This window comes from Proteus sp. fly-1008 (assembly GCF_040140305.1).
Taxonomy (GTDB): domain Bacteria; phylum Pseudomonadota; class Gammaproteobacteria; order Enterobacterales; family Enterobacteriaceae; genus Proteus; species Proteus vulgaris_B.
In genome coordinates this window covers 78,101-102,175 of record NZ_JBEEWH010000002.1, presented here as the reverse complement: position 1 = coordinate 102,175, position 24,075 = coordinate 78,101, and the positions used below count along the sequence as shown (strand labels likewise).

The following is a 24,075-nucleotide window of genomic DNA, read 5'->3' as shown; positions in this document are numbered from 1 at the left end:
AACGTTGTTCTTTCTTACATAGACGAGGTTTATATGAAATATATCATCGCCATAATTAAGCCATTTAAATTAGAAGAGGTCAGAGAGTTACTTTCTGAGTTGGGTATAAAAGGGATGACAATCAGTGAAGTAAAGGGATATGGGCGACAGAAAGGGCATGCTGAGCTTTATCGAGGGGCCGAATATGAAGTCAATTTTCTTCCTAAAGTGAAAATAGAACTCGCCATCAGCGATGAGCAACTTGAGCCTGTTATGCAAACAATTATGCAAGCGACAGATACGGGTAAAGTGGGAGATGGCAAAATTTTTGTTTTAGAACTATTACAAGCTGTTCGTATTCGTACGGGTGAGTTTGGTGATGAGGCTCTTTAAAGGAGAATTTCGATGAAAAGCTTACTTTCTTTATTATTAATGTTAGTGCTTACAAACTTTTCTTCATCAGCATTTGCCTCTGAAGTCTCGGTTATCGATAAAGCTGATAATGGTTTTATGTTGATTTGCACTGCACTGGTCTTTTTTATGACTATCCCTGGTATTGCCTTGTTTTATGGAGGATTGCTGAGAAGTAAAAACGTGCTCTCGTTGATAACACAAGTGATGATGATCTTTAGTGTCGTGGTCATTCTTTGGATAACTTTTGGCTACAGCTTAGCTTTTACTGCGGGTAATAAAGTGTGGGGTGGGTGGTCACTTACTTTTTTAAGTAATATTTCTTTGGCGTCTGTTTCAGGTTCAATTAATCAATATGTACACATTGCCTTTCAAGGTTCTTTTGCTGTGATAACGATTGCTTTGATTGTTGGTGCATTGGGTGAGCGAGTCCGTTTTTCTGCGTTGATTATTTTTACGATTATTTGGTTTACGTTTTCTTATATTCCGATCGCTCACATGGTATGGGGAGAAGGTGGCTGGTTAATTGATGATGGCGCACTTGATTTTGCCGGCGGAACCGTAGTTCATATCAATGCAGCTGTTGCTGCCCTTGTTGGTGCTTACTTACTCGGTAAACGACGTGATTACCAACATACAGCCCTTAAACCTCATAATCTACCGATGGTATTTATTGGAACGGCTGTGCTTTATATTGGTTGGTTTGGTTTCAATGCAGGCTCTGCGGGAAGTGCAAATGCAATTGCAGCCTTAGCATTTTTGAATACAGTGATTGCAACTGCGGGGGCGGTACTTTCTTGGACTTTATCTGAATGGCTAGTCAGAGGAAAGCCATCAATGTTAGGCAGTTGCTCGGGTTGTATTGCTGGACTGGTGGCAATTACGCCAGCAGCGGGTACAGTCGGTGTTATGGGCGCATTATTTATTGGTGTGACAGGTGGAATTATCGGGCTTTGGGGCGTTGTTATTTTAAAACGGTGGCTAAAAGCCGATGATGTTTGTGATGTTTTTGGCATTCATGGAACTTGTGGCATTGTGGGGTGTTTATTAACGGGGGTATTTACGGCTTCATTTTTAGGGGGAGTGGGTTATAGCGATGGCATGACATTAAGCAAGCAAGTTTTAATACAGTTAATGAGTGTTGTTATTACAGTGATTTGGTCAGGTGTTGTCGCTTATCTTAGCTTTAAAATCGCAGATAAGCTGGTGGGGTTACGGGTTTCTGAAGAAGAAGAGCATGATGGATTAGATTTAACTTCTCATGGTGAACGTGCTTATCAGCAGTAATTGTCTATTCCCCCTCTTTTGAGGGGGGAATATGTTTATTTAATTTTAGGGCGTTTTTGACGAATAACTCCCTCTTGAACGGATGAAGCAACTAATTGGCCATTCGTGTTAAAGAATTTACCTCTAACAAATCCTCTTCCTCCTGATGCCGAAGGGCTTTCAATCACATACAGTAACCAGTCATCAATACGGAATGGACGATGAAACCACATTGAATGGTCTATTGTTGCTACTTGAAGATTTGGGTCCATAAATCCTAAACCATAAGGTTGGAGTGCAGTGGGTAAGAAGTCAAAATCAGAAACATAGCCCAACATATATTGATGTAAAAAAGGATCTGATGGCATTTCACCACGACTACGGTACCAAACATAGCGTTCAGGGGGTGCCTTAGAATAGCCAAAAGGGCTAAAATATTGTACTGGACGAGCTTCAAAAGGAGTTTCTCTTAATGCTAAAGATTTAATCGGCTCTGGTAATTTAGGTGCCAATTTTTTCAAAATATCATCTTGTGAGATAAGCTCATTAGGAAAAGGAACATCAGGCATTGTATCTTGATGCTCAAAACCTTCCTCAAACTCTTGAAAAGAAACCGTCATATAGAAAATAGGTTTACCCTGTTGGATAGCACTGACTCTGCGTGTGCTAAATGAACCTCCATCACGAATAAATTCTACATCATAAATAATGGGTTTATGGCTATCACCGGGACGTAAAAAATAGCTGTGAAAGGAATTAATATAGCGATTATCTGCAATAGTTTGTTTTGCTGCATACAGTGCCTGTCCTACAACTTGACCACCAAAAACTTGAGGTAATCCTAAATCTTCGCTTTGCCCTCTAAATAGACCTTCTTCTATTTTTTCAAGTGCCATTAAATTGATGAGATCTTTCAATGCCTGACTCATAGTGTACCTGTACCATTAGATCGGGTTATTTTTTATAAAGTGATTATATACAATCCTAAAAATATAAAAAAATAATCTCCTTTTTATCTTCAATAGCAACCTAATGATAAATGAACATAGGCAATGAGATTATTGTTTATTAGCTTATTGAATACGATCTTATGGGTTTATGAAAGACAAAAAGAGCGCTAAAGGTAGATGAATAAGAGATATGCCTTAATTTGGGTAATTAATCATCACTTAGGCTCACTGTCCTTGCTATTTTTGTGAGTTTAAAACATAATGCGTGACGTCTTAGCAATAAGACAATCTATGGGGTCTTGTTGGTTCTCCCGCAACGCTAACTTGTTAACTCGGTCAGGTCCGGAAGGAAGCAGCCATGGCAGGTGTCGCGTGTGCCGGGATGTCGCTGGCAAGGCCCCACCCAATTTCTAGCCTTCGTAATTTATCTCTTCCTAATTTTCCACTAATACGCTTTTTGTGTGTTATTTCCCCATTTTTGAATATCAACATTACGTATGTAGAAAATAATAAATTCAATGTATATGGCCGTATTTTTAGAAAACGAATGATGATATTTATAATATGGAAGGGGAATTTTGGGTAAAATAATGCAGTCATGCCGTAATAAGTTAACGGCATGATGGTGTGTAATCATACTACTGATAAGAAAACGTGAATAAAAACGATATCTAAATTAAGAACTAATAACCCTACTACTATAAAAAATAAAAATAGCAAAAATAAAATTAAGGTAATTAAATAGAACTAAATTATCTTACAAATTTCCAAACAGATGCTGGAATTTTGTCATAGAGTTTATTCATTGTGAGCTCAGCTAAACGATGATCAGCCGCTGAATAAAATAGCTCCAGCTCATCATCAGAGAGTTCGTATTTATTTTTTTCAATTACTCGCTCTAATGTTTCGATTGAGGTGCATTTTCTTAAACGCATTAGATAGTCTGTCTTAGTCATGTTGTCTTTTCTCTATTATTTAGAATAAAACTAAAGATAATTAAATTTACTTAATATAACTTTTGGGGTTGTTGGCTATAAGGGTTAAAAGCGAATGATTTAACTCTTTCCAATTATTGATGTCTGAGTAAGAAATTGATGTATTACCAAATAAACGATATGTTTCTTCAAGGTACTCTTCTATAAGAGTGTTAATTATTTGTTTATCTGGGTGTTTAATCTTAAATTTCCAACTAAAGTCCATAATGTGTTCAATTAAGACATTAAGGTCAACGCTTTTTGTGCTACTCAGATCATTGTGCCAAACGGTGTTGCCTTTATCTAATGAGCCTAAAGCTTGCTGTAATAGCTCTTCACATAAAAACGACAATTCAGCTAAATCTACTTTTTCTGGTGAATATTCGTCCATAACTTATCGTGGCTGAATTAATAGAAAATATTCATTAATAATGGTAAATACGTAGAGTTAGACTTATTAATGAGACACTTCACATAATTCATTAATGGATTAATAAAAAAACACAAAATCGAGATTGGGCATTTATATTTACCCGTATGCTAAAAGAGTTTAATAATTATATATATTATTTCTAACAAAGTAATAGCATACCAAAAGATGATATCAAATACTCATTGCATACAAGGAAGTTTAAAAAACACACAATAAAATGTTTCTTTGCTTAATATAGCACTATTATCGCATAAGTCACTATCTGAACAACAGAATTTTGTCTATTTTCGTAAAAATTAATATATTCCAATCAAGATGGTAATTTTTTAACATTATGATTATCTTTGTTTTTATTGTGTTTTACATGTTTAAGCGTGTAAATGAGGTCTATTTAGCGTTGTTATTTATAAATAACAGTCTGTTTGATTTTGACAAAAAGTCATATATAAGAAAAAAAATAAAATGAGTTTATTGATTAAAGAGATATTTTTTTAAAATAATATACTGAGATAAGTTTTCATTTTAAATGATATATCAATAGATAAAGAAAAAGGTCGCTTACGCGACCTTTTTGGTATTCACTGATAAATTAGTGTGAATTACTTGGATGCTCTAAATCTTCGTTTTTCTTCGCAAATCGTCTACGGATCACGACGAAGAAAATAGGAACAAAGTAGATAGCAAGAGAGGTTGCGGCAATCATACCACCAAATACACCTGTACCTACTGAGTTCTGTGCACCAGAACCTGCACCATTACTTAATACCAGAGGAATAACCCCTAACATAAAGGCCAAAGAGGTCATTAGAATTGGACGTAGACGCATTCTAACAGAGTCTAACGTTGCTTCTATGAGTCCTTTGCCTTCTTTTTCCATCAAGTCTTTGGCGAATTCAACAATCAAGATTGCGTTTTTCGCCGATAACCCAATGGTTGTTAAGAGCCCAACCTTAAAGTAAACGTCGTTCTCAAGGCCTCGGAATGTGGTAAACAATAGCGCACCAATAACACCCAGAGGAACCACGAGCATAACGGAGAACGGTACTGACCAGCTTTCATAAAGAGCCGCAAGGCAGAGGAATACAACTATCAAGGAAATGGTATACAGCGCAGGCGCTTGGTTACCAGATAAACGTTCTTGATATGACATTCCTGTCCATTCATAACCAATACCACTTGGTAATTTACTTGCGAGATCTTCCATCATTAGCATTGCATCACCACTACTTTGACCCGGTGTTGCACTACCTTGAATTTGGACAGCAGGTAAACCGTTATAACGCTCTAAACGTGGAGAGCCATATAACCAAGGATCTTTACTTGTATCAATGAATGATGAGAATGGAACCATCTGACCGACATTGTTACGAACATAAAGATTACCAATATCTTGTGGCAACATGCGGAATTGTGATTCAGCTTGAACATAAACTTTCTTAACACGACCACGGTCGATAAAGTCGTTTACGTAGCTACCACCAAACATGGTACCTAATGTTGAATAGATATCGCTGATTGCAACACCTTGAGCCTGCGCTTTTTCTAGGTCAATATATAGACGATACTGTGATGTATCTTCCTGACCATTAGGGCGCACACCCGTTAACATTTGAGGTTGTTGTGCAGCAAGTCCAAGAAGTTGATTTCGGGCTTCCATCAGTTTTTCATGACCGAGGTTAGCTTTATCGACTAACTCGAATTCGAAACCACCCGCAGAACCTAATTCAACAATCGCTGGAATGTTAAAGGAGTAAACAAAGGCTTCTTTAATTTGGGATAATGCCATATTGGCACGACCTACAATTGCCGGAACTTTGTCTTCATCTGCTTTACGTTCATCCCAATCATTCAATACAACGAAGACCAGACCCATATTTTGGCCTTGACCACCGAAGCCGAAGCCACTTACGGTAAAGACGGATTTAACGAGTTCTTTTTCATCGGTATTGAAGTAGTCGTTTACTCTTTCTAATACGTCTTGAGTCTGTTCTTGTGTGGAGCCCGCAGGTAACTGAACCATTGTCAGTAATACCCCTTGGTCTTCCTCTGGTAAGAACGATGCAGGTAAGCGAATAAACATTAATGCCATGCCTGCGACTAATAAAACGTAAATTAATAAGTAACGGCCAGTACCGCGAAGAGTACGGGATACACTGTCAGTATAGTGATGGCTGCTTTTTTCAAAGGTGCGGTTAAACCAACCAAAGAAGCCGGTTTGCACACCATGACTGCCTTTTGGTATTGGTTTTAACATTGTGGCACAAAGTGCCGGTGTTAAAATCAATGCAACGAAAACAGACAGAACCATTGCTGATACGATGGTGATAGAGAACTGGCGATAAATCGCACCTGTTGAACCACCAAAGAATGCCATTGGAATAAATACCGCAGAAAGCACGAGGGCGATACCCACCAGTGCACTTTGGATTTGTCCCATCGACTTACGTGTAGCTTCTTTCGGAGATAGACCTTCTTCTTGCATAACACGTTCGACGTTTTCAACCACAACGATGGCGTCATCCACCAGAAGCCCGATGGCAAGCACCATCGCGAACATCGTCAAGGTATTTATCGAATAACCGAACGCCGAGAGTATGGCGAAGGTACCTAACAATACAACAGGTACTGCAATGGTTGGAATTAACGTAGCTCGGAAGTTCTGTAAGAACAGATACATAACTACGAATACCAGCATAATTGCTTCAATAAGCGTTTTTACCACTTCGAAAATAGAGATCTTAACGAACGGCGTTGTATCATAAGGATAAACGACCTCTAATCCCGCTGGGAAGAACGGTTCCATTTCAGCTAATGCAGCACGCACAGCGGTTGCTGTATCTAATGCGTTAGCGCCCGTTGCTAGCTTAATACCGATACCAGAAGCGGGTAATCCATTAAAACGAGCAACAGTACTGTAGTTTTCAGCACCCATCTCAACTACACCGAGATCTTTTAGCTTAACCTGTGAACCGTCTGTATTGACTTTCATCAGGATATCGCCGAATTGTTCTGCGTTATTAAGTCGAGTTTGAGCAATGATAGAGACGTTTAAACGCTGACCAGGTACAGGAGGCGTTCCCCCTAATTGACCTGCTGCCACTTGGTTATTTTGTGCTTTAATCGCATTAGTAACATCAAGTGTTGTCATGTTGTATTTCACCAGTTTATCTGGGTCTAACCAGATACGCATTGCGTATTGAGTACCAAATAACTGGGTTTCACCCACACCGGTTACACGGCTTAACGGGTCTTTAATCGTTGCACCCACATAGTCTGCGATATCATCTTGTGTCATTGAACCGTCATTTGAGATGAAACCGGCGACCATCAAGAATGAACTTGAGGATTTATCAACACTAATCCCTTGCTGTTGCACTTCCTGAGGTAATAGCGGCATTGCCAATTGCAGTTTATTTTGCACTTGGACTTGCGCGATATCAGGATCAGTACCTGCTTCAAAGGTCAGAGTGATATTCATCATACCTGCAGAGTCACTGGTTGCAGACATATACACCATGTTATCGATACCATTCATATTTTGTTCGATAACTTGGGTAACTGTATTCTGCACCGTAGTGGCGTCAGCACCTGGATAAACCGCAGAGATAGAAATCGCTGGCGGTGCAATCGTTGGATACTGGGCAACAGGCAGTTTGATGAGTGCCAGAAGACCTGCGAGCATGGTAATTATCGCAATTACCCACGCAAATATCGGTCTATCTATAAAAAACTTAGGCATGGATCACCGACTCCTTATTGAGGATTCTTAGCTGGCTCAGTTTGTTCAGGTGATGGCTTCGCATCTAAATTCTCTTCTTGAGGTGTTACGGTCATTTTTGGTTTTGCTTTTTGCAATCCAGAAACGATAACGCGCTCACCTACCTGAACACCACTAGTTACTAGCCATTTATTACCAACAGCTTGTGATACTTGAATAGTACGAACTTCAACAACGTTGTCTTTATTAACAACCATTGCTGTTGCATCACCACGCGCAGTACGAATAACAGCTTGTTGTGGGATTAAAATAGCATCTTGACGAATACCATTTTCTAATTTAGTACGAACAAACATACCTGGTAATAGTTCCCCTTTCGGGTTAGGTACGATAGCTCGCATAGTAATAGAACCTGTTGTTTCATCAACAGTGACATCAGAAAACTCTAAATGCCCTTTCTGTGCATAAGATTGCCCATTGGTCAGTGTTAAATGCACAACCGGTTTACCTTGCTCTTGGCGAATAGCACCACTATCAATTTCATTTTTTAATTTCAGATAATCTTCACTCGATTGTGTCACATCGACATAAATCGGATCGATTTGCTGAACAGTTGTCAGTGCAACTTGTTGACCCATTGAAACCAATGCGCCTTCAGTGACAGTTGATTTACCTGAACGGCCTGAAATTGGAGATGTTACTTTTGTGTATTCAAGATTGATTTTTGCACTTGTCACAGCAGCTTCTGCAGCTCTAACAGCAGCAACGGCTTGTGCGTATTGAGATGTTGCGGCATCAAAATCTTGTTTACTGACATAGTTTGTACCTAGCAGAGGCTTATAACGCTCCACAGTGAGACGCGCTATTTCAGCATTTGCTTTCGCTTTCGCAAGTTCAGCTTGTGCACTATTTAAAGTTGCTTCAAAAAGAGCTGGGTCGATTTGGTACAGTGATGTACCTGCTTCTACATAGCTTCCTTCTGTGTAATTGCGCTTTAAAATAATACCGCCAACTTGAGGGCGAACTTCAGCAATACGGAAAGCTGATGTACGACCTGGTAAATCAGTGGTGATTGTCAGAGCTTGCGCTCCTAAAGTCACAACACCTACAGCCGGAGCAGGAGGAGGCCCCCCAGCAGACTGTTTAGCTTTGTCGTCACATCCAGCAAGAACCAAGCTGCCTGATAGCACTAACAGAGCCAGAGGCAAAACCCCTCTGTTTTTTCGCATAAGAAAACCTCTATTCAAACGTTGTTTCCCGGGATAAAAATAATTAAGTTGATGATTGATTGCGATGTATAGTACAAACATACATGAATGTATGTAAATTAACTTCAGTCAAAATCGAGGATTAATGGCACGAAAAACTAAACGGCAGGCACAAGAGACAAGACAGCAGATTATTGATGCTGCACTTAGGCTGTTTACTGTGCAAGGCGTTTCTGCCACATCACTTTCAGATATTGCAGCCGCTGCAGGAGTTACCCGTGGTGCAATATATTGGCACTTTAAAAATAAAGTGGATTTATTTACTGAAGCGTGCGAACTCACCGACTTAAAAATAGAATCTTTAGAAATAGAGTATCAAACAAAATACCCAGATGATCCACTATTTGTATTAAGAGAATTGCTTATTTACATATTGACATCGATTGTCGAAGATCCTAAACATAATGCACTTTTAGAAATATATTTCCATAAATGCGAATTTGTCGGTGAAATGACACCAATTGTTGAAATTCGCAGAGAATTGTGTGCAGCTGATTACTCTAGAATAGAGCAATCTTTATCTCGTTGTGTTGAAAAAAAACAACTTCCTGCCAACCTTAATTTAAGATGAGCCGCCATTATGTTAAGAGCTATGATGACTGGTCTTGCTGAAAATTGGTTATTTTCACCAGAAAGTTTTTCTATCAAAGATGAAAGTCAATATTTGGTTGATAGCTTTATTGATATGATAAAGCACAGTGCAAATATGAGAATATCTGCGTCCTCTTAATTTATAATTAAACAAAAGGAAGACATTTATGAGTAAGGTCTTAGTTATTGCTAATGGTGCAGCTTATGGTAATGAGTCATTATTTAACGCGTTGCGTTTATCTATTACATTAAAAGAACAACACCCAGAAACTCAATTAAATATCTTTTTAATGTCAGATGCTGTTACAGGGGCTTTAGCTCGCCAACAGCCTAAAGAAGGTTATAACTTACAACAAATGCTGGAAATTTTAACGGCACAAAATGTTCCGGTTAAATTATGCAAAACATGTACAGATACTCGTGGTATCAGTGATTTACCATTAGTTGATGGTGCAGAGTTAGGTACATTAGTTGATTTGGCACAATGGACGCTCGATGCGGATAAAATTCTAACATTCTGATTGTCACTTCATTTTCTCAGGCGAGAAACAACCCAAGCAACTTGTTCTGTTTACACTGCCAATTGAATGTAATTGGATTATACTAATAAACAGTTTTTCAATATTAATTGAACAAGTTGCTTAACCATGCGGATACAAACTTTTTTTTCTCAATTCAATAATCGAATGACGACGATTGTCGCCGCCACTGCTATTATTTTTATTCTTTGGTGCCTCTCCATTACCTCAGTTTTAGCTGCGGTTCCCAGTAATTTACCTACTCAAGAAAATATTCAAAACCAGCTTAATTTATTAAATAAACGTAGTGAGTTAAGCGCAGAAGATAAATTAACAATTGCGGATTTAGAACAATCTCTTTTATTACTCGATAATATTCAACAGCTAGAAAAAAAATCAGTAAATTACGATAAAACGGTAGATCAACTACCTGAAAAGCTGCGTAGTACGCAATATCAACTTAATCAATTAAAGCAAAAAGTCGCCAATAAAGAAGTGGGTGACTACCAAAAATCATTGGAAGCATTGCCATTATCAACATTAGAATCACAATTAGAAAGTGTTTTACAATCCTTACAAAAATCCCAAGATGATTTAGCTAATTACAGTAATGAACTTATCGTATTACAGACACAACCTGAAAGAGCCCAATCTATTTTATTTAATAATTCAGATAGATTGCAACAAATAAGGACATTGCTGAATAAAAGTAGTGCAGATAAAGCACAAATGCGGCCTTCTGCTGTGCAGTTATTACAATTAGAGCAATATTATCTTCAGCAACAAAATAATTTTCAAAAGCGTACATTACAGTCAAATGTGCAATTACAAAGCTTGTTACAACTCCAACGTGACTATAGCTCTGCGTATATAGACCTTTCACAGGAACGTGCACAACTGCTTCAAGATGCTATCAGTGATAAACGTCTAGACAGTTCAGAAGAAACAGCTAAAGAAGCACAAAGCACAGAACTAGATAATCAAGCCATTAATACTGATCCATTCTATTTAGCGCAAACAGAAATCAATAAGCATCTTAGTGATAAACTGATCGTTACAACACAAAATAATAACGAACTAAATCGCCATAGCTTAATGGTGAAAAATCGCTTAGATAGAGCCATCCAATCTGAACGAAACCTAAAAGAACAAATTGATGTATTAAAAGGAAGTTTATTACTTTCCAGAATTTTATTTGAAGAGCAAGTTGATTTACCAGATGGTATTTTTATTAATAATTTGCCTGATAAAATTGCTGATTTGCGGTTAGAGCAATTTGAAATTAATAAACAACGTGATCAGATAATACAACCCAATATCTATATTGATCGGTTGATGCAGGAATACCAAATCACGCATCCTGAAGTCACCGATCCTAATGCACTAAAAGAGTTACATAGTGCATTAGAATTACTTGTTGATGCGCGTCGGGAGTTGCTTGATAAACTTAATAATCAATTAGGTAATCAAATTTCAGGCTCGATTAACCTGCAAATGGATCAGCAACAATTACGCAGTGTCGTAAGCTCTTTAGAAAGTACATTAGCACAACAAATTTTCTGGGTGAGTAGTAATAAACCTATCAATCTCAATTGGTTTTCAACGTTTCCTTCACAAGCGGTGGCAGAATTCCAAAGTTTTAAATTGAATTGGTCAAATGAAAATCTGTTGATCGGGGCTAAGAAATCACTCCCTGTCCTTATTGCCCTGATCCTGTTTGGTTTAATACTAATTTGGCAACGTAAAAAACTTGATACTCAGTTTGAAAAACTTAATGGGGACATTAATAAGCTCAATAAAGATTCTCAGCTACATACACCACTGGCGTTAGGTATTGTTTTCTTAAAAACATTACCTCTTTCTTGTTTTGTTTTAGCGATTGGCTATTGGCTAATAAATAGTTTTAACGTGCAACAAGAGTTTATCTGGTCTTTTGCTTGGCAATTTGCGGTATTTTGGCTGATGTTTGAATGGTCTTATCGTTTAATGTCTGATAATGGCGTTGCTGTAAAACATTTTAAAATCCCTGTAGAGCGAGTTCAGCAAAATCGTAAACGTTTATTGCGTCTTTCTCTTCCTATGTTGCCGATTATTTTACTTTCTGCTTACGGTATTAATAACCCATTATCACTGGTGGGCGATGTTATTGGGCAGTTGGTTGCGATTATTTCACTGTTTTGTATTAGTTTATGTGCATTGCCGTTTTGTCGCGAAATGTGGCAAGAAAAGGGTAATCATGTTGTTAGAACGGTTGTGATCACCCTATTAACGTTCTCGCCTTTAATTTTAATGGGATTAGTGATTTTTGGTTATTACTATACGGCGTTGCGTTTAGCAAATCGCTGGATTGATAGCTTATATCTGCTTATGTTGTGGTTTATTGCTTATCATGCCAGTTTACGGGGATTAACCGTGGCGGCTCGAAGACTTGCTTACCGTCGAGCTCTTGAGCGTAGACAAGCGATGTTAAAAGAAAAAAAAGAGGGCGAAGATAATAGTCTGGAGCCTATCCAAGAGCCTCCAATGGATATGGATCAAATCAATCAGCAATCATTAAGACTGACAACAATGATTTTGTTTATCATTTTTGCGTCTAGTTTCTACGGGATTTGGTCCGATTTTATTACTGTATTTACCTATTTAGATGGTATTTCACTCTGGAGTTATACATTACCCACAGAGTTAGGGAATGTTGTTAAAGCCGTCACAGTGGCAGATCTTTTATTGTCTGTTTCTATCATGGCAATCTCTTGGTTTATGACGCGAAATTTACCGGGTTTATTAGAGGTATTAATTTTATCGCGTATCAAACTGCAACAAGGCGCTTCTTACGCTATTACGACTATTTTAACCTACGTTATTATTGCAATAGGTACTATTGTCTCTCTGGGTATATTAGGTGTGGCATGGGAAAAGCTACAATGGTTAGCGGCGGCTTTAACGGTAGGATTAGGGTTTGGTTTACAAGAAATATTCGCAAACTTTGTGTCTGGTTTAATTATTTTGTTCGAAAGGCCTGTCAGAATTGGTGATACGGTTACTATTGGTAGTTATTCCGGTACTGTTAGCCGAATTCGAATTAGAGCAACAACAGTGACAGATTTTGATCGCAAAGAAGTGATTATTCCTAATAAAGCCTTTGTAACAGAACGACTTATTAACTGGACATTATCCGATACTGTCACACGCATTATTATTCAGGTAGGGGTGGCATATGGATCTGATCTTGATAAGGTCAAAGCTATCTTAATGAAAGCAGCGAAAGAGAATACCAGAGTGATGACTGAACCTGAGCCCGTCGTGTTATTTACCGAGTTTGGCGCCAGTACGTTAAACCACGATTTACGTTTTTATGTCAGAACATTAGGTGATAGAAGCATTGCAATTGATGAAGTAAACCGTGCAATTGATAAGCTTTGTAATGAAAACGATATTAATATTGCGTTTAACCAACTTGATGTTTATTTGCATAATAAACAAGGTGATGAAGTACAAGAGGTAAAACGACCCCTTGATGGTTCGACACCTGAAGCCAATACCCCTTTTGCTTAATTAAGGGGCGTGTTTGTTGATTGTGTCGCCAATTTGTTTTCATAATCTTGGCGAACAATCTCAAGGGCTTCTAGTGCTGTTTTAGGATCAATATGGTGACTTTCAAGTAAGTAGATAAGATCAACGGCCAACTGAACAGATTTTGGTGCTTCTTTTAAACTCATAATTATCGCCTTTAAAATTTATCTTCTTGGTTTTCAATGCTTTTTTCAATAGAGAAAAGGGCGTTTTTACAACGTGCTAGGCGATTCTCAAGTGCGGCAATCTCTTTTTGCAATTCTTGTTGTTGCATAAAACTCTGTGCTTGCGTTAATGAAAGCTCTCTATCTTGGATCATGGCGTGTAATCTGCGCTCATAATCCTGATGTTGGGCAAGTTTTTGGTATAAATCGACACTTTTTTTTCGTTGAGTAAGCTGGTTCTCTTGCTTTCTTAGTGTTTGTGTCGATAATTCACGAGTTAATGCTTCTATTTGTTGTAGGATTTGTGTGGCCAGAAATTTAACCTGCTGGCTTCGTTGTGCCTCAACACAAGCGATTAACTGGGTAAAATTATCGCGGATCTGTTGCATATAGCCGCCAAGTGAATCACTCCGGCGGTGGAACAGTGCTGTGTCGAAGCAAGGTGCTGCAATTTTTTTGTTTGCAATAGGTGCCAGTGTTTCGGCAAGATTGTCTATCTGTTTTTTAAACAAGCTTAAAGGATCGGGTTTATTCATCTGGTTCTTGTTCCTGGTTTGATAAAAACATGAATTGACTTAAAGCAACAAAAAAAGAGTTGTTAACTGGCTTTCTGTTGCATTTTAACGGCATATTGCATAGATTCTATCGTTTCGTTTTTTATTATGGCACTGATTATGACTGCTAACGCGCAACAACTGCAATTTATTAAAGACAGTATTGAAACCATTCCTGATTATCCAAAAGAAGGGATATTATTCCGTGATATCACTACATTACTGGATAATCCTGCTGCATATCAGGCAACCATTGATTTATTGGTAGAACACTATCAAGGTCAGGGTATCACTAAAGTCGTGGGTACCGAAGCTCGCGGTTTCCTATTTGGTGCTCCGGTTGCTTTACGCCTCGGCGTTGGTTTCGTTCCTGTTCGTAAAAAAGGTAAATTGCCTCGCGAAACGCTCAGTGAAACTTATGATTTGGAATACGGCACAGATACTTTAGAGATCCACAAAGATAGCATTACGGATAAAGACAAAGTATTAATGGTTGATGATTTACTGGCAACAGGTGGCACCATTGAAGCAACTGCACGTCTTATCCGTCGCTTAGGTGGAACCGTGACAGAAGCTGCATTTATTATCTGCTTACCTGATTTAGGCGGTATTGAACGCTTAGAAAAACAAGGTGTTCACAGCTTTACTCTGGTTGATTTTCCAGGACATTAATTTCTTCACTGTTTAAAATGGGGTGATATACGCCATTATTTTAAACATGAGTAATAGTGCGGGTGCTTTTGTTTTATTTATGATGTGATATATAAATATCTACGGCCCGCACAATTGATTTTCCTCTCTAATACATGTCAAATATTTGACGGTTCTTTCATCAATATCTCATTTGTTTCTGACAAATCTCGCTCAATGGGGCGTCCCTGTGTTAGCATAGAGATAAATCTCGTTCAAATTTAGCGGAATCAATGAGCTATCAGGTACTTGCCCGTAAGTGGCGCCCACAAACTTTTAACGATGTTGTCGGTCAACGTCATGTGTTGACGGCTTTAGCTAATGGTCTTGATCATCAGCGACTTCATCATGCCTATCTTTTTTCTGGCACTCGAGGTGTCGGAAAAACCACTATTGCCCGATTATTTGCCAAAGGGCTCAATTGTGAAACAGGTATTACGAGTAAACCTTGTGGTCAATGTGCAAATTGCCTTGAAATAGAACAAGGGCGTTTTGTCGATTTAATCGAAATCGATGCTGCATCACGTACCAAGGTAGAAGATACCCGTGAATTGCTTGATAATGTGCAATATGCGCCAGCACGTGGACGTTTTAAAGTCTACTTGATTGACGAAGTTCACATGCTTTCTCGCCACAGTTTTAATGCGCTATTAAAAACATTAGAAGAACCACCAGAGCACGTTAAGTTTCTACTGGCGACAACCGATCCACAAAAATTACCAGTCACGATTTTATCGCGTTGCTTGCAATTTCATTTGCGCGCATTAGACATTGACCAAATTGCGACGCAACTCGAAAAAGTGCTTACTGCCGAACACATCGAAAATGATGTAAGAGCACGCCAGCTTATTGCTCGTGCCGCCGATGGTAGTATGCGAGACGCTTTAAGCTTAACAGATCAAGCTATAGCAAGTGGTGAAGGCGTTGTCACAGCAGATGTTGTAAGCCAAATGCTTGGCACTATTGATGATGCACAACCTTTAGCATTGATTGAAGCACTGGTAAAAGCAGATGGTCAACAAGTGATGTCGTTGGTCAATGAAGTGGCTTCAAGAGGAACTGATTGGGAAAGCTTCTTGGTTGAAACACTTTCATTATTGCATCAAATTGCCATGCTGCAATTATTGCCTAGTGAGGATAATCCCCAAGAACAATTTACCCAAGAGCGTTTACGCCTATTGGCTAAATCTGTTTCACCACAAGATTTACAACTCTATTATCAAACCTTATTAGTTGGACGAAAAGAACTGGCTTATGCGCCAGATAGACGCATGGGCGTTGAAATGACGCTATTAAGGGCGTTAGCTTTTCATCCCAAAACAGTGATTGATGAGGTTTCTTCTGCGCCATTAGCGCAAACTTTGCCTTCTACGTCATCGACAACGAATCGAATGCCAGTGAGTCATGCGCAACAAGTGCCACAAACTCATTCGTCACAAAATACACGTTCTTCTTCGCCCATGGATAATGCCTCGTTAGGTAATAGTCCAGCGGCACAACTTTTAAGAGCACGGCAGGCAATAAAGGGGACAGAACAACAAACCCCGCCAAAAAAGTCTGAACCGGCGACGCCAAATCAGGCTAAGCCGGCTGCTAGTGCATTAGAACGGCTAGCAGCCGTGAGTGAAAGACGCCAACAAGTTGCTAAGCGTCAATCTAATCCTAATGCACCTGAAAAAAAGAAAAAAGAAGCGTATCAATGGCGTCCACAAAATCCTGAGTTGATGTCAACGCAAGAGACAGTGTCTTCGCCTAAAGAAATTAAAGAAGTTCTCGAATACGAAAAAACGCCAGAATTAGCAGCCAAAATTGCGAAAGAATCACAAGAAAGAGATGCGTGGGCTGCTGAAATTGAAAAAATGCCATTACCTAAGTTGGTGCAACAACTGGCATTGAATGCGTATAAAGAGACAGTAAGTGAAGAAAATGTGATTTTGCATTTACGAACTAGACAGAAACATTTAAATTCAGCAAATGCATTACGCACACTCACAAATGCATTAAGTGAATTGCATGGAAAAGCAATTTCACTCACAATTATAGAAGATGATAATCCAGCGGTAAAAACGCCGTTGGAGTGGCGACAAGCCATTTATGATGAAAAATTGGCGTTATCGCGTCAATCGATTATTACGGATAAAACAATTCAAACATTACAGCAATATTTTGATGCTGAATTGGATGAAGAGAGTATCCGACCTGTTTAATCGCAACATATTGTATGACTTCATACTGTGTGGCTTTTACAAAGAGAGACAATTATGTTCGGAAAAGGTGGTTTGGGCAATCTGATGAAGCAAGCCCAACAAATGCAAGACAAAATGCAACAAATGCAAGAAGAGATCGCAAACTTAGAAGTGACCGGTGAATCTGGCGCTGGCTTAGTCAAGATCACTATCAATGGTGCTCATAATTGCCGTCGTGTTGAAATCGATCCTAGTCTGTTAGAAGATGACAAAGAGATGTTAGAAGATCTGATTGCTGCCGCCTTTAATGATGCTGCGCGTCGTATTGATGAAACGCAAAAAGAGAAAATGGCCTCTGTCTCTAATGGTATGCAATTACCACCAGGCTTTAAGATGCCATTCTAATGCAAACTAGCCCACTTCTTGAATCATTAATGGAAGCGTTGCGTTGTTTACCCGGCGTCGGGCCTAAATCAGCGCAACGAATGGCTTTCCAACTGCTTCAGCGTGATAGAAGCGGTGGTATGCGGCTTGCACAAGCGTTAACACGTGCAATGTCTGAAATCGGTCATTGCTGTGATTGCCGAACTTTTACTGAAGAAGAGCGTTGTACTATTTGTGCCAATGCTCGTCGCCAGCAAAATGGGCAAATTTGTGTTGTGGAAAGTCCTGCGGATATTCATGCTATCGAGCAGACAGGGCAGTTTGCGGGTCGATACTTTGTTTTAATGGGACATTTATCCCCTTTAGATGGTATCGGACCGATGGATATAGGTTTAGATAGGCTTGAAGAGCGTTTGAGTCAGGAAACAATTTCAGAAGTTATCTTGGCTACAAACCCGACTGTGGAAGGTGAAGCAACAGCCAACTATATTGCTGAGATCTGTGCTCAGTATGATATTACAGCAAGTCGGATTGCTCACGGGGTTCCTGTGGGAGGCGAGCTTGAAATGGTTGATGGTACAACACTTTCACACTCTATTGCTGGACGCCAAAAGATCCACTATTAACATCATAAATCAATTATTAAAAAAGCACCTTTTACTTGATGTAATAAGGTGCTTTTTTTCATTTAACACCATGGAAAGCTTCGCAATTTTTATTAAAAGTAAGGTAATTACCCTTTAAAATTTCTTTTTCTAAGAAATATCTTTATCTTCAATTTATTCCTTTTTTCTTTCTGATGAATTTAGCACCTTTATGTTACATTAATCATTATCATGAAAAATAATGACTGAATGATGGAGCATCTTATGATCCCTGACGTAGCCTTAGTTGATAACAGTGAACAACGTACCCCTCTGATCTTAGTATTAGATAGCTCCGGTAGTATGTATGGTCAGCCTATTCAACAATTAAATGAAGGCCTTAAGCTACTAGAACAAGAACTAAAAAATGATGTTATTGCAGCAAAACGCGTGCGTATTTTAGTGATTGAGTATGGTGGATATGATCAATGTACTGTGCATGGTGATTGGAAAGATGCTATGGATTTTACCGCCCCCATTTTAGAAGCAAATGGCACAACCCCGATGGGGCAAGCTGTTACGCTGGCGCTTGAAGAAATAGAAGCTGAAAAACAGCGCTTTAAACAAGCAGGTGTTGCTTATACACGTCCTTGGTTATTTTTAATGTCTGATGGTGTACCAACCGATCAATGGGAACAAGCAGCGCAGCTTTGTCGCGAAGCAGAAGAAAACCAAAAAACAGCTGTATTTCCGATTATGGTTGATGGTGCATCAGCAGAAGTGATGGGAAGTTTTAGTTGTAATGGTGTTAATGGCGTGAAAATGCTTAAAGGGTTGCAATTTAAAGAATTATTCTTGTGGTTAAGTGCCAGTATGCAAGTGGTTTCTCAATCAACGCCGGGTGGCACTGCACAATTACCGTCAACAGATCCTTGGGCGAGTGTACCTGTTTGATGAACGATTGGTTAGCTTATGGGGCATCGGTGACAGGAATTGCCCATCAAGAACGTCAAATTCCCTGTCAAGATGCTTATTTTATTCGTCGTAAAGGTGAGTATCTTATCGCTGCTGTTTGTGATGGTGCTGGCTCCTCTCGTTATAGTGAGCAAGGTGCTCAGCTCGTTGCTCGGTTATTTACGTTACGTATCACAGAGTGGCCAAACATTAATTTATTAACCGAAAAACAGATAACACAAGGCGTAAAACAACTTATTGAAGATATTCGCCTCCAACTGGCTGAATATGCAGAAATAAAACAATGTGCGCTTAATGAATATGCATCAACACTGGTAGCATGTTGGGTTGGTGATGATAGTGGCTATTTATTCCATTTGGGTGATGGTATTGCAGTAGTGGAATATTGCGATGGTACAAGTTATGTATCACGACCTGAAAATGGAGAATATGCTAATCAAACGTGGTTTGTGACGTCAGAAAATTGGGAAGCGCATTTACGCGTTATTCCTCTTGATAAACCAGTAAAACAAGTTATTTTGATGTCTGATGGTGTACAGCCTTTTGCCATGAATAAAGCGTGTGATGCCCTTTATGAACCGTTTATCACGCCAGTGATCCGTTATTTAAAAACAGTATCTGAAGATAGCGGAAGTGAAGCGCTCGCGGGAACATTAGCCGACCCTCGGACACATTCAATTACGGGGGATGATAAAACTTTAGTGATTTGTATCAGGGATGAAGAGTTGTGGTAAAAGCGAGAAAAAAAGGGATGGCGATATCTGGGACGACACAACTACAAGATGAAAATGGCAAGATTTATCAGATTGGCGATTTGATAAAAAGTGGGGGGGCAGGGAGTGTTAGTCACATTAACAATGCACCTTTCCAAGTATCAAAAGTTTATCATGATAAAATTGATAAAGCCTATTATCTGAAAAAAATTACCGCAATGCAGAAACTAGAGCCCACATTAAAGGCCGTTTCTGTTAATGATATCCCAATAATTCAACTCGCCTGGCCTCAAGCACGTTTATACAATAGTCAAAAGCAATTTGTTGGCTTCGTGATGCCTGAACTTGATGTGAAAAACACCATTGAGTTGGAATATATTCTTCAAGAGCGTCAAGCTAAAGCCCATCATTTACCCACAGGAATGGGCGCTAAAGTTATCCTTGCTTATAATCTTTGTTCATTGATTGATGCATTGCATCAACAAGGGCATCGTATTATTGATATGAAGCCATTAAACCTGCGGTTTTATAAATCAAGTTTGTATATGTCTCTTCTTGATTGTGATGGTTTTAGTATTCAAGGGGAAAACATACGCTATCCCGCAGGACAATTTACTGTCGAATATTTAGCACCAGAATTTCAAGCAAAACAAGCTATCCCACAAGACCAAGAAGAGCGACAAGATCTATTTGCCTTAGCCGTTATTATTTTTCAACTGCTTAATTTTGGTATCCATCCTTTTAGTGGCCGCCCTAAAAACGATACAGTTCCTACGGATATTCCTAGACGTATTGCTGGTCGTTTTTATGGTTATGGTGTGAAGGCTCATAATTTAATTACCCCAAATGTTGCTAGTGGCCATAAACAATTACCTGATAAACTGAGAACATTATTTGATAAAGCTTTTTCAGGAAATCCTACATTAAGACCCAGTGCGAAAACATGGGCTACGGCGCTTTATGAATACGCACAACCTGAAAAGCAGCAAATATTGGTATGTCAGAAGGATAAAAAACACCAATATTTTGCGGGTAAAGCCTGTGCTGCATGTGCGAGACAAACCCAGCTACAGCAAGTAGCTATAACTCAAAAACAAAGTCAAACACAACGAGAGCAAATACGCCAAAATAGCGTCAAAAATGCTAATGTTAGACACAGCCCCATACATACGGCTCCAGCTAAACCAATACAGCCACCTGCTATTTTTATCGCGTTAAAACAAGCAATAAGTAAAGTTCCTGCTGTTATTTTTCACACCGCTATTGCCATCATAGCGCCGATTATTTTCGGATTATTTTTGATGTATTTTATTCCGCAAGGAATAAGTGGCGATTTAGGTTTTACTTGGATCACTGACTTAATAAAAGCGAATTATATTGAGCAGCTACTAATAACAATGTTAAGTGTGATTTTTTTAATGATGATAGCCATTATTATACTCATCATTTTTATTCTCCCTTCATTACGTATTTTGAAAAGAAAACCTTAATGAGAGAGAATTTATATGAATAAAACAATTAAACCGATCCTCATTATTGTTGGGATTACCACACTTTTATTTCCTTTTTGGTTACCTGCATTATTAGTTTCAATCATTAGCACTATCGATAGCGTTAGTATCAAGATCCTTCCCTCATCAGTTCGTTTCGATGAGCGTAATTTCTTGCTGGGATTATGGTTAGGTTCTGTCATTATGACGATTGTCATGTTATTGCAATCGTGGCGCGCTAAAAATATCTTCTATTTTTTGGGGAGCGTTGTTGTTGTTCTAACGACATTTAGTCTTTCATTTTCAATCATTCCTCATAGTGAATTAGAAGATCGCCGTCGCTTTGTTTTACAAAATATAGAACAGTCGCAGTGGAGTGATTTTCGTTATAGCGTGATTAATGCTGAAGATAACATCATTAAAACGATTGTTGTTAATCAGCCTAAAACGCTGGGGTATCTCAAAGAGCTTGAAAAAAAACGTATCGAATTACCGGGGCTTGTTTATTTAACGGATGATGTAACTTCCGCAATGCAAGCTAAAGAGGCGTATCTGACTCATGCAAAAGGAACACCAGAACAAAAAGAAGCAATTAAAACGCTCTCTTTTTATGGTGATTGGTTGCTGAATCAACCTGAAATTATTATTGCCCAAGCATTATCATCGCTTCTTACAAATAGTAATGAAAAATTAGTACAATCAGGTATTAACGCTATTACTACCGCACCATTAGTACCGGAAGCATGGCAAACGTTAGCATTAACCTATATTGCTCATACGCCACCCAATATGCAGATAGAAAAAGCAATGGCTGCGTTAATGGTTGCTGATACGCTAAAATATGACAAATTGGGGCATCATAATCCTTCATTACAACCGCTTATTGAAAAAGCGATTTCTGAATTGACAGAAAATCAGCGTCAGATTTATCAAATCCTTCAAGCACGGGTGATAGAAGACCGCCTATATCGACAAAAGAATGCAATTCCTGACGAGGTGGCCAAATTGGCAGAAAAAGTACTGCCTGTCACTAATGCAATAGCGGATAACAATGAAACTTATGTCGAATGGAAATCAATGATGAATGATAGGGAATATCCAGGGATTGTTCTTGTTGATTCACCAAATAAAATACAGAATTGGACGGAAATGCATTACCCGTCTGTTGGACAATATATTCCTATTGCAGAAACCATTTTATCCGTTGATGTTGATCCGCAAGGACGCGTTTTAGGTCTTTGGGTACAAAAAAGTAGTGGGTACAATGTGTTTGATAAGAAAGCATTAAGTGATGCTCGTGGCTGGCGTTTTATGCCAACAAAAGAGGGATATCATCAACGTGTTACCGTTCGTTTTCAAAGCACACGTCTTGGTTGGAATGACTACACCATTAAACAACAACCTACATTAATCACATTGGCAAAAGCTTATGCAAGGCAAAATATTAAAGGTATTTCGAGTGCTGAAAATGCGTTCGTAGCTTTACAAAAGCAAGCACCAGAAAAAGAGTCGAGTAAATCGTCATCGCATTCTACTTATGATCCCTATTCTTCTATTTATTCAAAACGTGCACAACAGCAAGAAGAACGGGCAGTATTACAAAATATTTTAAAAGAGATCCAGACATTACCGAATGGAAAAAATAACCACGAAAGTTGGGATAATAGTCTACGTTTCTTAAACGAAAAATTGGCACTTCATCAAGATAATGAAGATGTTGTAAGAATGGTAGCCCGCTTTGAATTGCAATATTACAATGTGGGAACAAATAATTTATCTCAATCTCCTGATATTTACCCACAAAATAAAGAGTATTGGCAAAACTTGTTATCACAAGCACGTCGCCATTTTGGGCAAGCTATTGCACTAAATCCAAATCGTGAAGATGTTTGGTTAGGTTGGGGGATAACGTGGCTAGATGAAGATCCTGAAATTGCAGCGGGCGCATTTGCGAAAGCAGCACAGCAAAAGTCACAAGAAAGCATTAGTTCTGTCATGCAAATGCTGGAAATGAGGATGGTGATAAATACTCTTGAAGGTGCTCGTTTAGAACGTTACCAAACTTTGAGAGCAAGAATGGATATGCGCTATTTACCTGAAGGTGTTGAAGTTAAGCCTTCAGATGATTATCTCAGTGATGACTTAACGCAGATTCAATTGGCTCAACGTGCGATACCGGCATCAGATCCGAATAGCAAAGTGGTTCGCTTACCTTTAAATACAGACAAAACTGAGCAATCAAACCGTACCTTTAGTGTCGATTTTGCATCAGCAAATATCAAAGGTAGTACTCAGCTATTACCGAAAGTAAATGCTCCAATTACTGCACCTAAAATGGGCGATATGATCCTACAGCTTGATGTTGATCCTCAAGGTGTTCCTACTGTGGTTATGCTAAAAACCAATAGCGGTGATATGAGTATTGATAATGCAGTAATTGATGTTGCTTATCAGTGGCGATTTAATGGCTCACCTTCTCGAACAGGTAATGTATTTTTGATATCCGTTCAATTTAGTCAATAATCTTATTTTGTTTAAAAAATGTTATAAAAAAACGTCTTTTTTGTTGATGTTGAGGCGTTTTTTTATCTTTCTTTATTCTCTAACTTATTGAAAGACATAAAATTGTTATCTTGATCACAAAAAAAACGTCTTTT

At 38.7% G+C, this 24,075-nt stretch carries 19 protein-coding genes, 1 other RNA gene and 1 pseudogene; 14 read left to right on the top strand and 7 right to left on the bottom strand.

The window, feature by feature from the left end; genetic code table 11:
• Positions 1 to 33: 33 nt before the first annotated feature.
• Positions 34 to 372 carry a P-II family nitrogen regulator gene (locus ABN256_RS05065; RefSeq protein WP_072069375.1) on the top strand — a complete coding sequence of 113 codons (339 nt, stop codon included), beginning with the start codon at positions 34 to 36 and terminating at the stop codon, positions 370 to 372.
• Between the two features lie 12 nt (positions 373 to 384).
• Positions 385 to 1,677: an ammonium transporter AmtB gene (gene amtB / locus ABN256_RS05060; RefSeq protein ID WP_340895200.1), complete on the top strand. Its 1,293-nt coding sequence runs from the start codon at positions 385 to 387 to the stop codon at positions 1,675 to 1,677.
• Positions 1,678 to 1,712: 35 nt separating this feature from the next.
• On the opposite strand, the gene tesB is transcribed toward amtB, so the two are convergent.
• On the bottom strand, positions 1,713 to 2,585 hold the full coding sequence (tesB, locus tag ABN256_RS05055) for an acyl-CoA thioesterase II (RefSeq protein ID WP_196553555.1): 873 nt from the start codon (positions 2,583 to 2,585) through the stop codon (positions 1,713 to 1,715).
• A 321-nt stretch (positions 2,586 to 2,906) separates the two neighbouring features.
• Between tesB and ffs the strand changes: the two genes are divergently transcribed.
• Positions 2,907 to 3,003, top strand: an RNA gene (ffs, locus tag ABN256_RS05050) — signal recognition particle sRNA small type.
• A gap of 355 nt (positions 3,004 to 3,358) precedes the next feature.
• Here the strand turns inward: ffs and hha are convergent.
• The 4 genes from hha to ABN256_RS05030 form a co-directional block, all read right to left on the bottom strand.
• A complete protein-coding gene (gene hha, locus ABN256_RS05045; protein ID WP_006535062.1) occupies positions 3,359 to 3,562 on the bottom strand; it encodes a hemolysin expression-modulating protein Hha in 204 nt (67 codons plus the stop codon).
• Between the two features lie 46 nt (positions 3,563 to 3,608).
• Positions 3,609 to 3,971, bottom strand: coding sequence for an Hha toxicity modulator TomB (gene tomB / locus ABN256_RS05040; RefSeq protein ID WP_196553556.1), 363 nt, complete (start codon positions 3,969 to 3,971; stop codon positions 3,609 to 3,611).
• A 631-nt stretch (positions 3,972 to 4,602) separates the two neighbouring features.
• Positions 4,603 to 7,752, bottom strand: a complete 3,150-nt coding sequence (locus tag ABN256_RS05035; RefSeq protein WP_197269535.1) for an efflux RND transporter permease subunit — start codon at positions 7,750 to 7,752, stop codon at positions 4,603 to 4,605.
• Between the two features lie 14 nt (positions 7,753 to 7,766).
• Positions 7,767 to 8,960: an efflux RND transporter periplasmic adaptor subunit gene (locus ABN256_RS05030; protein WP_115350452.1), complete on the bottom strand. Its 1,194-nt coding sequence runs from the start codon at positions 8,958 to 8,960 to the stop codon at positions 7,767 to 7,769.
• Between the two features lie 124 nt (positions 8,961 to 9,084).
• Here ABN256_RS05030 and acrR point away from each other — a divergent pair.
• The 3 genes and pseudogenes from acrR to mscK all read left to right on the top strand — a co-directional run bounded on the left by acrR (position 9,085) and on the right by mscK (position 13,660).
• Positions 9,085 to 9,729: pseudogene (acrR, locus tag ABN256_RS05025) on the top strand (multidrug efflux transporter transcriptional repressor AcrR).
• 28 nt (positions 9,730 to 9,757) lie between these two features.
• The gene (locus ABN256_RS05020; RefSeq protein WP_072069368.1) at positions 9,758 to 10,111 is read left to right on the top strand and encodes a DsrE/DsrF/TusD sulfur relay family protein; all 354 of its coding nucleotides are present in this window, start codon (positions 9,758 to 9,760) and stop codon (positions 10,109 to 10,111) included.
• Between the two features lie 165 nt (positions 10,112 to 10,276).
• On the top strand, positions 10,277 to 13,660 hold the full coding sequence (gene mscK / locus ABN256_RS05015; protein WP_419775807.1) for a mechanosensitive channel MscK: 3,384 nt from the start codon (positions 10,277 to 10,279) through the stop codon (positions 13,658 to 13,660).
• Here the strand turns inward: mscK and rsmS are convergent.
• Positions 13,657 to 13,824, bottom strand: a complete 168-nt coding sequence (gene rsmS, locus ABN256_RS05010; protein WP_072069366.1) for a pleiotropic regulatory protein RsmS — start codon at positions 13,822 to 13,824, stop codon at positions 13,657 to 13,659. The two genes, mscK and rsmS, sit on opposite strands and share 4 nt — an antisense overlap.
• 11 nt (positions 13,825 to 13,835) lie before the next feature.
• Positions 13,836 to 14,378 (bottom strand): primosomal replication protein PriC, encoded by a 543-nt coding sequence (gene priC, locus ABN256_RS05005; protein WP_197269534.1) that lies wholly within the window; start codon positions 14,376 to 14,378, stop codon positions 13,836 to 13,838.
• 138 nt (positions 14,379 to 14,516) lie between these two features.
• Between priC and apt the strand changes: the two genes are divergently transcribed.
• The 8 genes from apt to ABN256_RS04965 all read left to right on the top strand — a co-directional run bounded on the left by apt (position 14,517) and on the right by ABN256_RS04965 (position 23,941).
• Entirely contained in the window at positions 14,517 to 15,068 is a 552-nt protein-coding gene (apt, locus tag ABN256_RS05000) for an adenine phosphoribosyltransferase (protein WP_036932856.1), read from the top strand.
• A gap of 251 nt (positions 15,069 to 15,319) precedes the next feature.
• Entirely contained in the window at positions 15,320 to 17,293 is a 1,974-nt protein-coding gene (dnaX, locus tag ABN256_RS04995; protein ID WP_340895214.1) for a DNA polymerase III subunit gamma/tau, read from the top strand.
• Between the two features lie 54 nt (positions 17,294 to 17,347).
• Positions 17,348 to 17,677, top strand: a complete 330-nt coding sequence (locus ABN256_RS04990) for a YbaB/EbfC family nucleoid-associated protein (RefSeq protein ID WP_036932854.1) — start codon at positions 17,348 to 17,350, stop codon at positions 17,675 to 17,677.
• Complete coding sequence (gene recR, locus ABN256_RS04985) at positions 17,677 to 18,282, top strand: recombination mediator RecR (RefSeq protein WP_072069364.1); 606 nt, start codon at positions 17,677 to 17,679, stop codon at positions 18,280 to 18,282. The genes ABN256_RS04990 and recR overlap by 1 nt, the downstream gene beginning before the upstream one ends.
• A gap of 243 nt (positions 18,283 to 18,525) precedes the next feature.
• On the top strand, positions 18,526 to 19,194 hold the full coding sequence (locus ABN256_RS04980) for a vWA domain-containing protein (RefSeq protein WP_349439241.1): 669 nt from the start codon (positions 18,526 to 18,528) through the stop codon (positions 19,192 to 19,194).
• Entirely contained in the window at positions 19,194 to 19,949 is a 756-nt protein-coding gene (locus ABN256_RS04975; protein WP_196553562.1) for a protein phosphatase 2C domain-containing protein, read from the top strand. The genes ABN256_RS04980 and ABN256_RS04975 overlap by 1 nt, the downstream gene beginning before the upstream one ends.
• Positions 19,950 to 19,966: 17 nt before the next feature.
• On the top strand, positions 19,967 to 21,418 hold the full coding sequence (locus tag ABN256_RS04970; protein ID WP_197269529.1) for a protein kinase domain-containing protein: 1,452 nt from the start codon (positions 19,967 to 19,969) through the stop codon (positions 21,416 to 21,418).
• 15 nt (positions 21,419 to 21,433) lie between these two features.
• On the top strand, positions 21,434 to 23,941 hold the full coding sequence (locus ABN256_RS04965) for a TonB family protein (RefSeq protein WP_349439240.1): 2,508 nt from the start codon (positions 21,434 to 21,436) through the stop codon (positions 23,939 to 23,941).
• The last annotated feature ends 134 nt before the right edge of the window (positions 23,942 to 24,075 follow it).

Bases quoted from the DNA above. Each gene is read 5' to 3' on its own strand.
- apt (WP_036932856.1), top strand. From the start codon at position 14,517: ATGACTGCTAACGCGCAACAACTGCAATTTATTAAAGACAGTATTGAA.
- priC (WP_197269534.1), bottom strand. From the start codon at position 14,378: ATGAATAAACCCGATCCTTTAAGCTTGTTTAAAAAACAGATAGACAAT.
- tomB (WP_196553556.1), bottom strand. From the start codon at position 3,971: ATGGACGAATATTCACCAGAAAAAGTAGATTTAGCTGAATTGTCGTTT.
- ABN256_RS04975 (WP_196553562.1), top strand. From the start codon at position 19,194: ATGAACGATTGGTTAGCTTATGGGGCATCGGTGACAGGAATTGCCCAT.
- dnaX (WP_340895214.1), top strand. From the start codon at position 15,320: ATGAGCTATCAGGTACTTGCCCGTAAGTGGCGCCCACAAACTTTTAAC.
- mscK (WP_419775807.1), top strand. From the start codon at position 10,277: ATGACGACGATTGTCGCCGCCACTGCTATTATTTTTATTCTTTGGTGC.
- recR (WP_072069364.1), top strand. From the start codon at position 17,677: ATGCAAACTAGCCCACTTCTTGAATCATTAATGGAAGCGTTGCGTTGT.
- ABN256_RS04970 (WP_197269529.1), top strand. From the start codon at position 19,967: ATGGCGATATCTGGGACGACACAACTACAAGATGAAAATGGCAAGATT.
- ABN256_RS05035 (WP_197269535.1), bottom strand. From the start codon at position 7,752: ATGCCTAAGTTTTTTATAGATAGACCGATATTTGCGTGGGTAATTGCG.
- tesB (WP_196553555.1), bottom strand. From the start codon at position 2,585: ATGAGTCAGGCATTGAAAGATCTCATCAATTTAATGGCACTTGAAAAA.
- amtB (WP_340895200.1), top strand. From the start codon at position 385: ATGAAAAGCTTACTTTCTTTATTATTAATGTTAGTGCTTACAAACTTT.
- ABN256_RS04980 (WP_349439241.1), top strand. From the start codon at position 18,526: ATGATCCCTGACGTAGCCTTAGTTGATAACAGTGAACAACGTACCCCT.
- ABN256_RS04965 (WP_349439240.1), top strand. From the start codon at position 21,434: ATGAATAAAACAATTAAACCGATCCTCATTATTGTTGGGATTACCACA.
- ABN256_RS04990 (WP_036932854.1), top strand. From the start codon at position 17,348: ATGTTCGGAAAAGGTGGTTTGGGCAATCTGATGAAGCAAGCCCAACAA.
- rsmS (WP_072069366.1), bottom strand. From the start codon at position 13,824: ATGAGTTTAAAAGAAGCACCAAAATCTGTTCAGTTGGCCGTTGATCTT.
- ABN256_RS05065 (WP_072069375.1), top strand. From the start codon at position 34: ATGAAATATATCATCGCCATAATTAAGCCATTTAAATTAGAAGAGGTC.
- hha (WP_006535062.1), bottom strand. From the start codon at position 3,562: ATGACTAAGACAGACTATCTAATGCGTTTAAGAAAATGCACCTCAATC.
- ABN256_RS05020 (WP_072069368.1), top strand. From the start codon at position 9,758: ATGAGTAAGGTCTTAGTTATTGCTAATGGTGCAGCTTATGGTAATGAG.
- ABN256_RS05030 (WP_115350452.1), bottom strand. From the start codon at position 8,960: ATGCGAAAAAACAGAGGGGTTTTGCCTCTGGCTCTGTTAGTGCTATCA.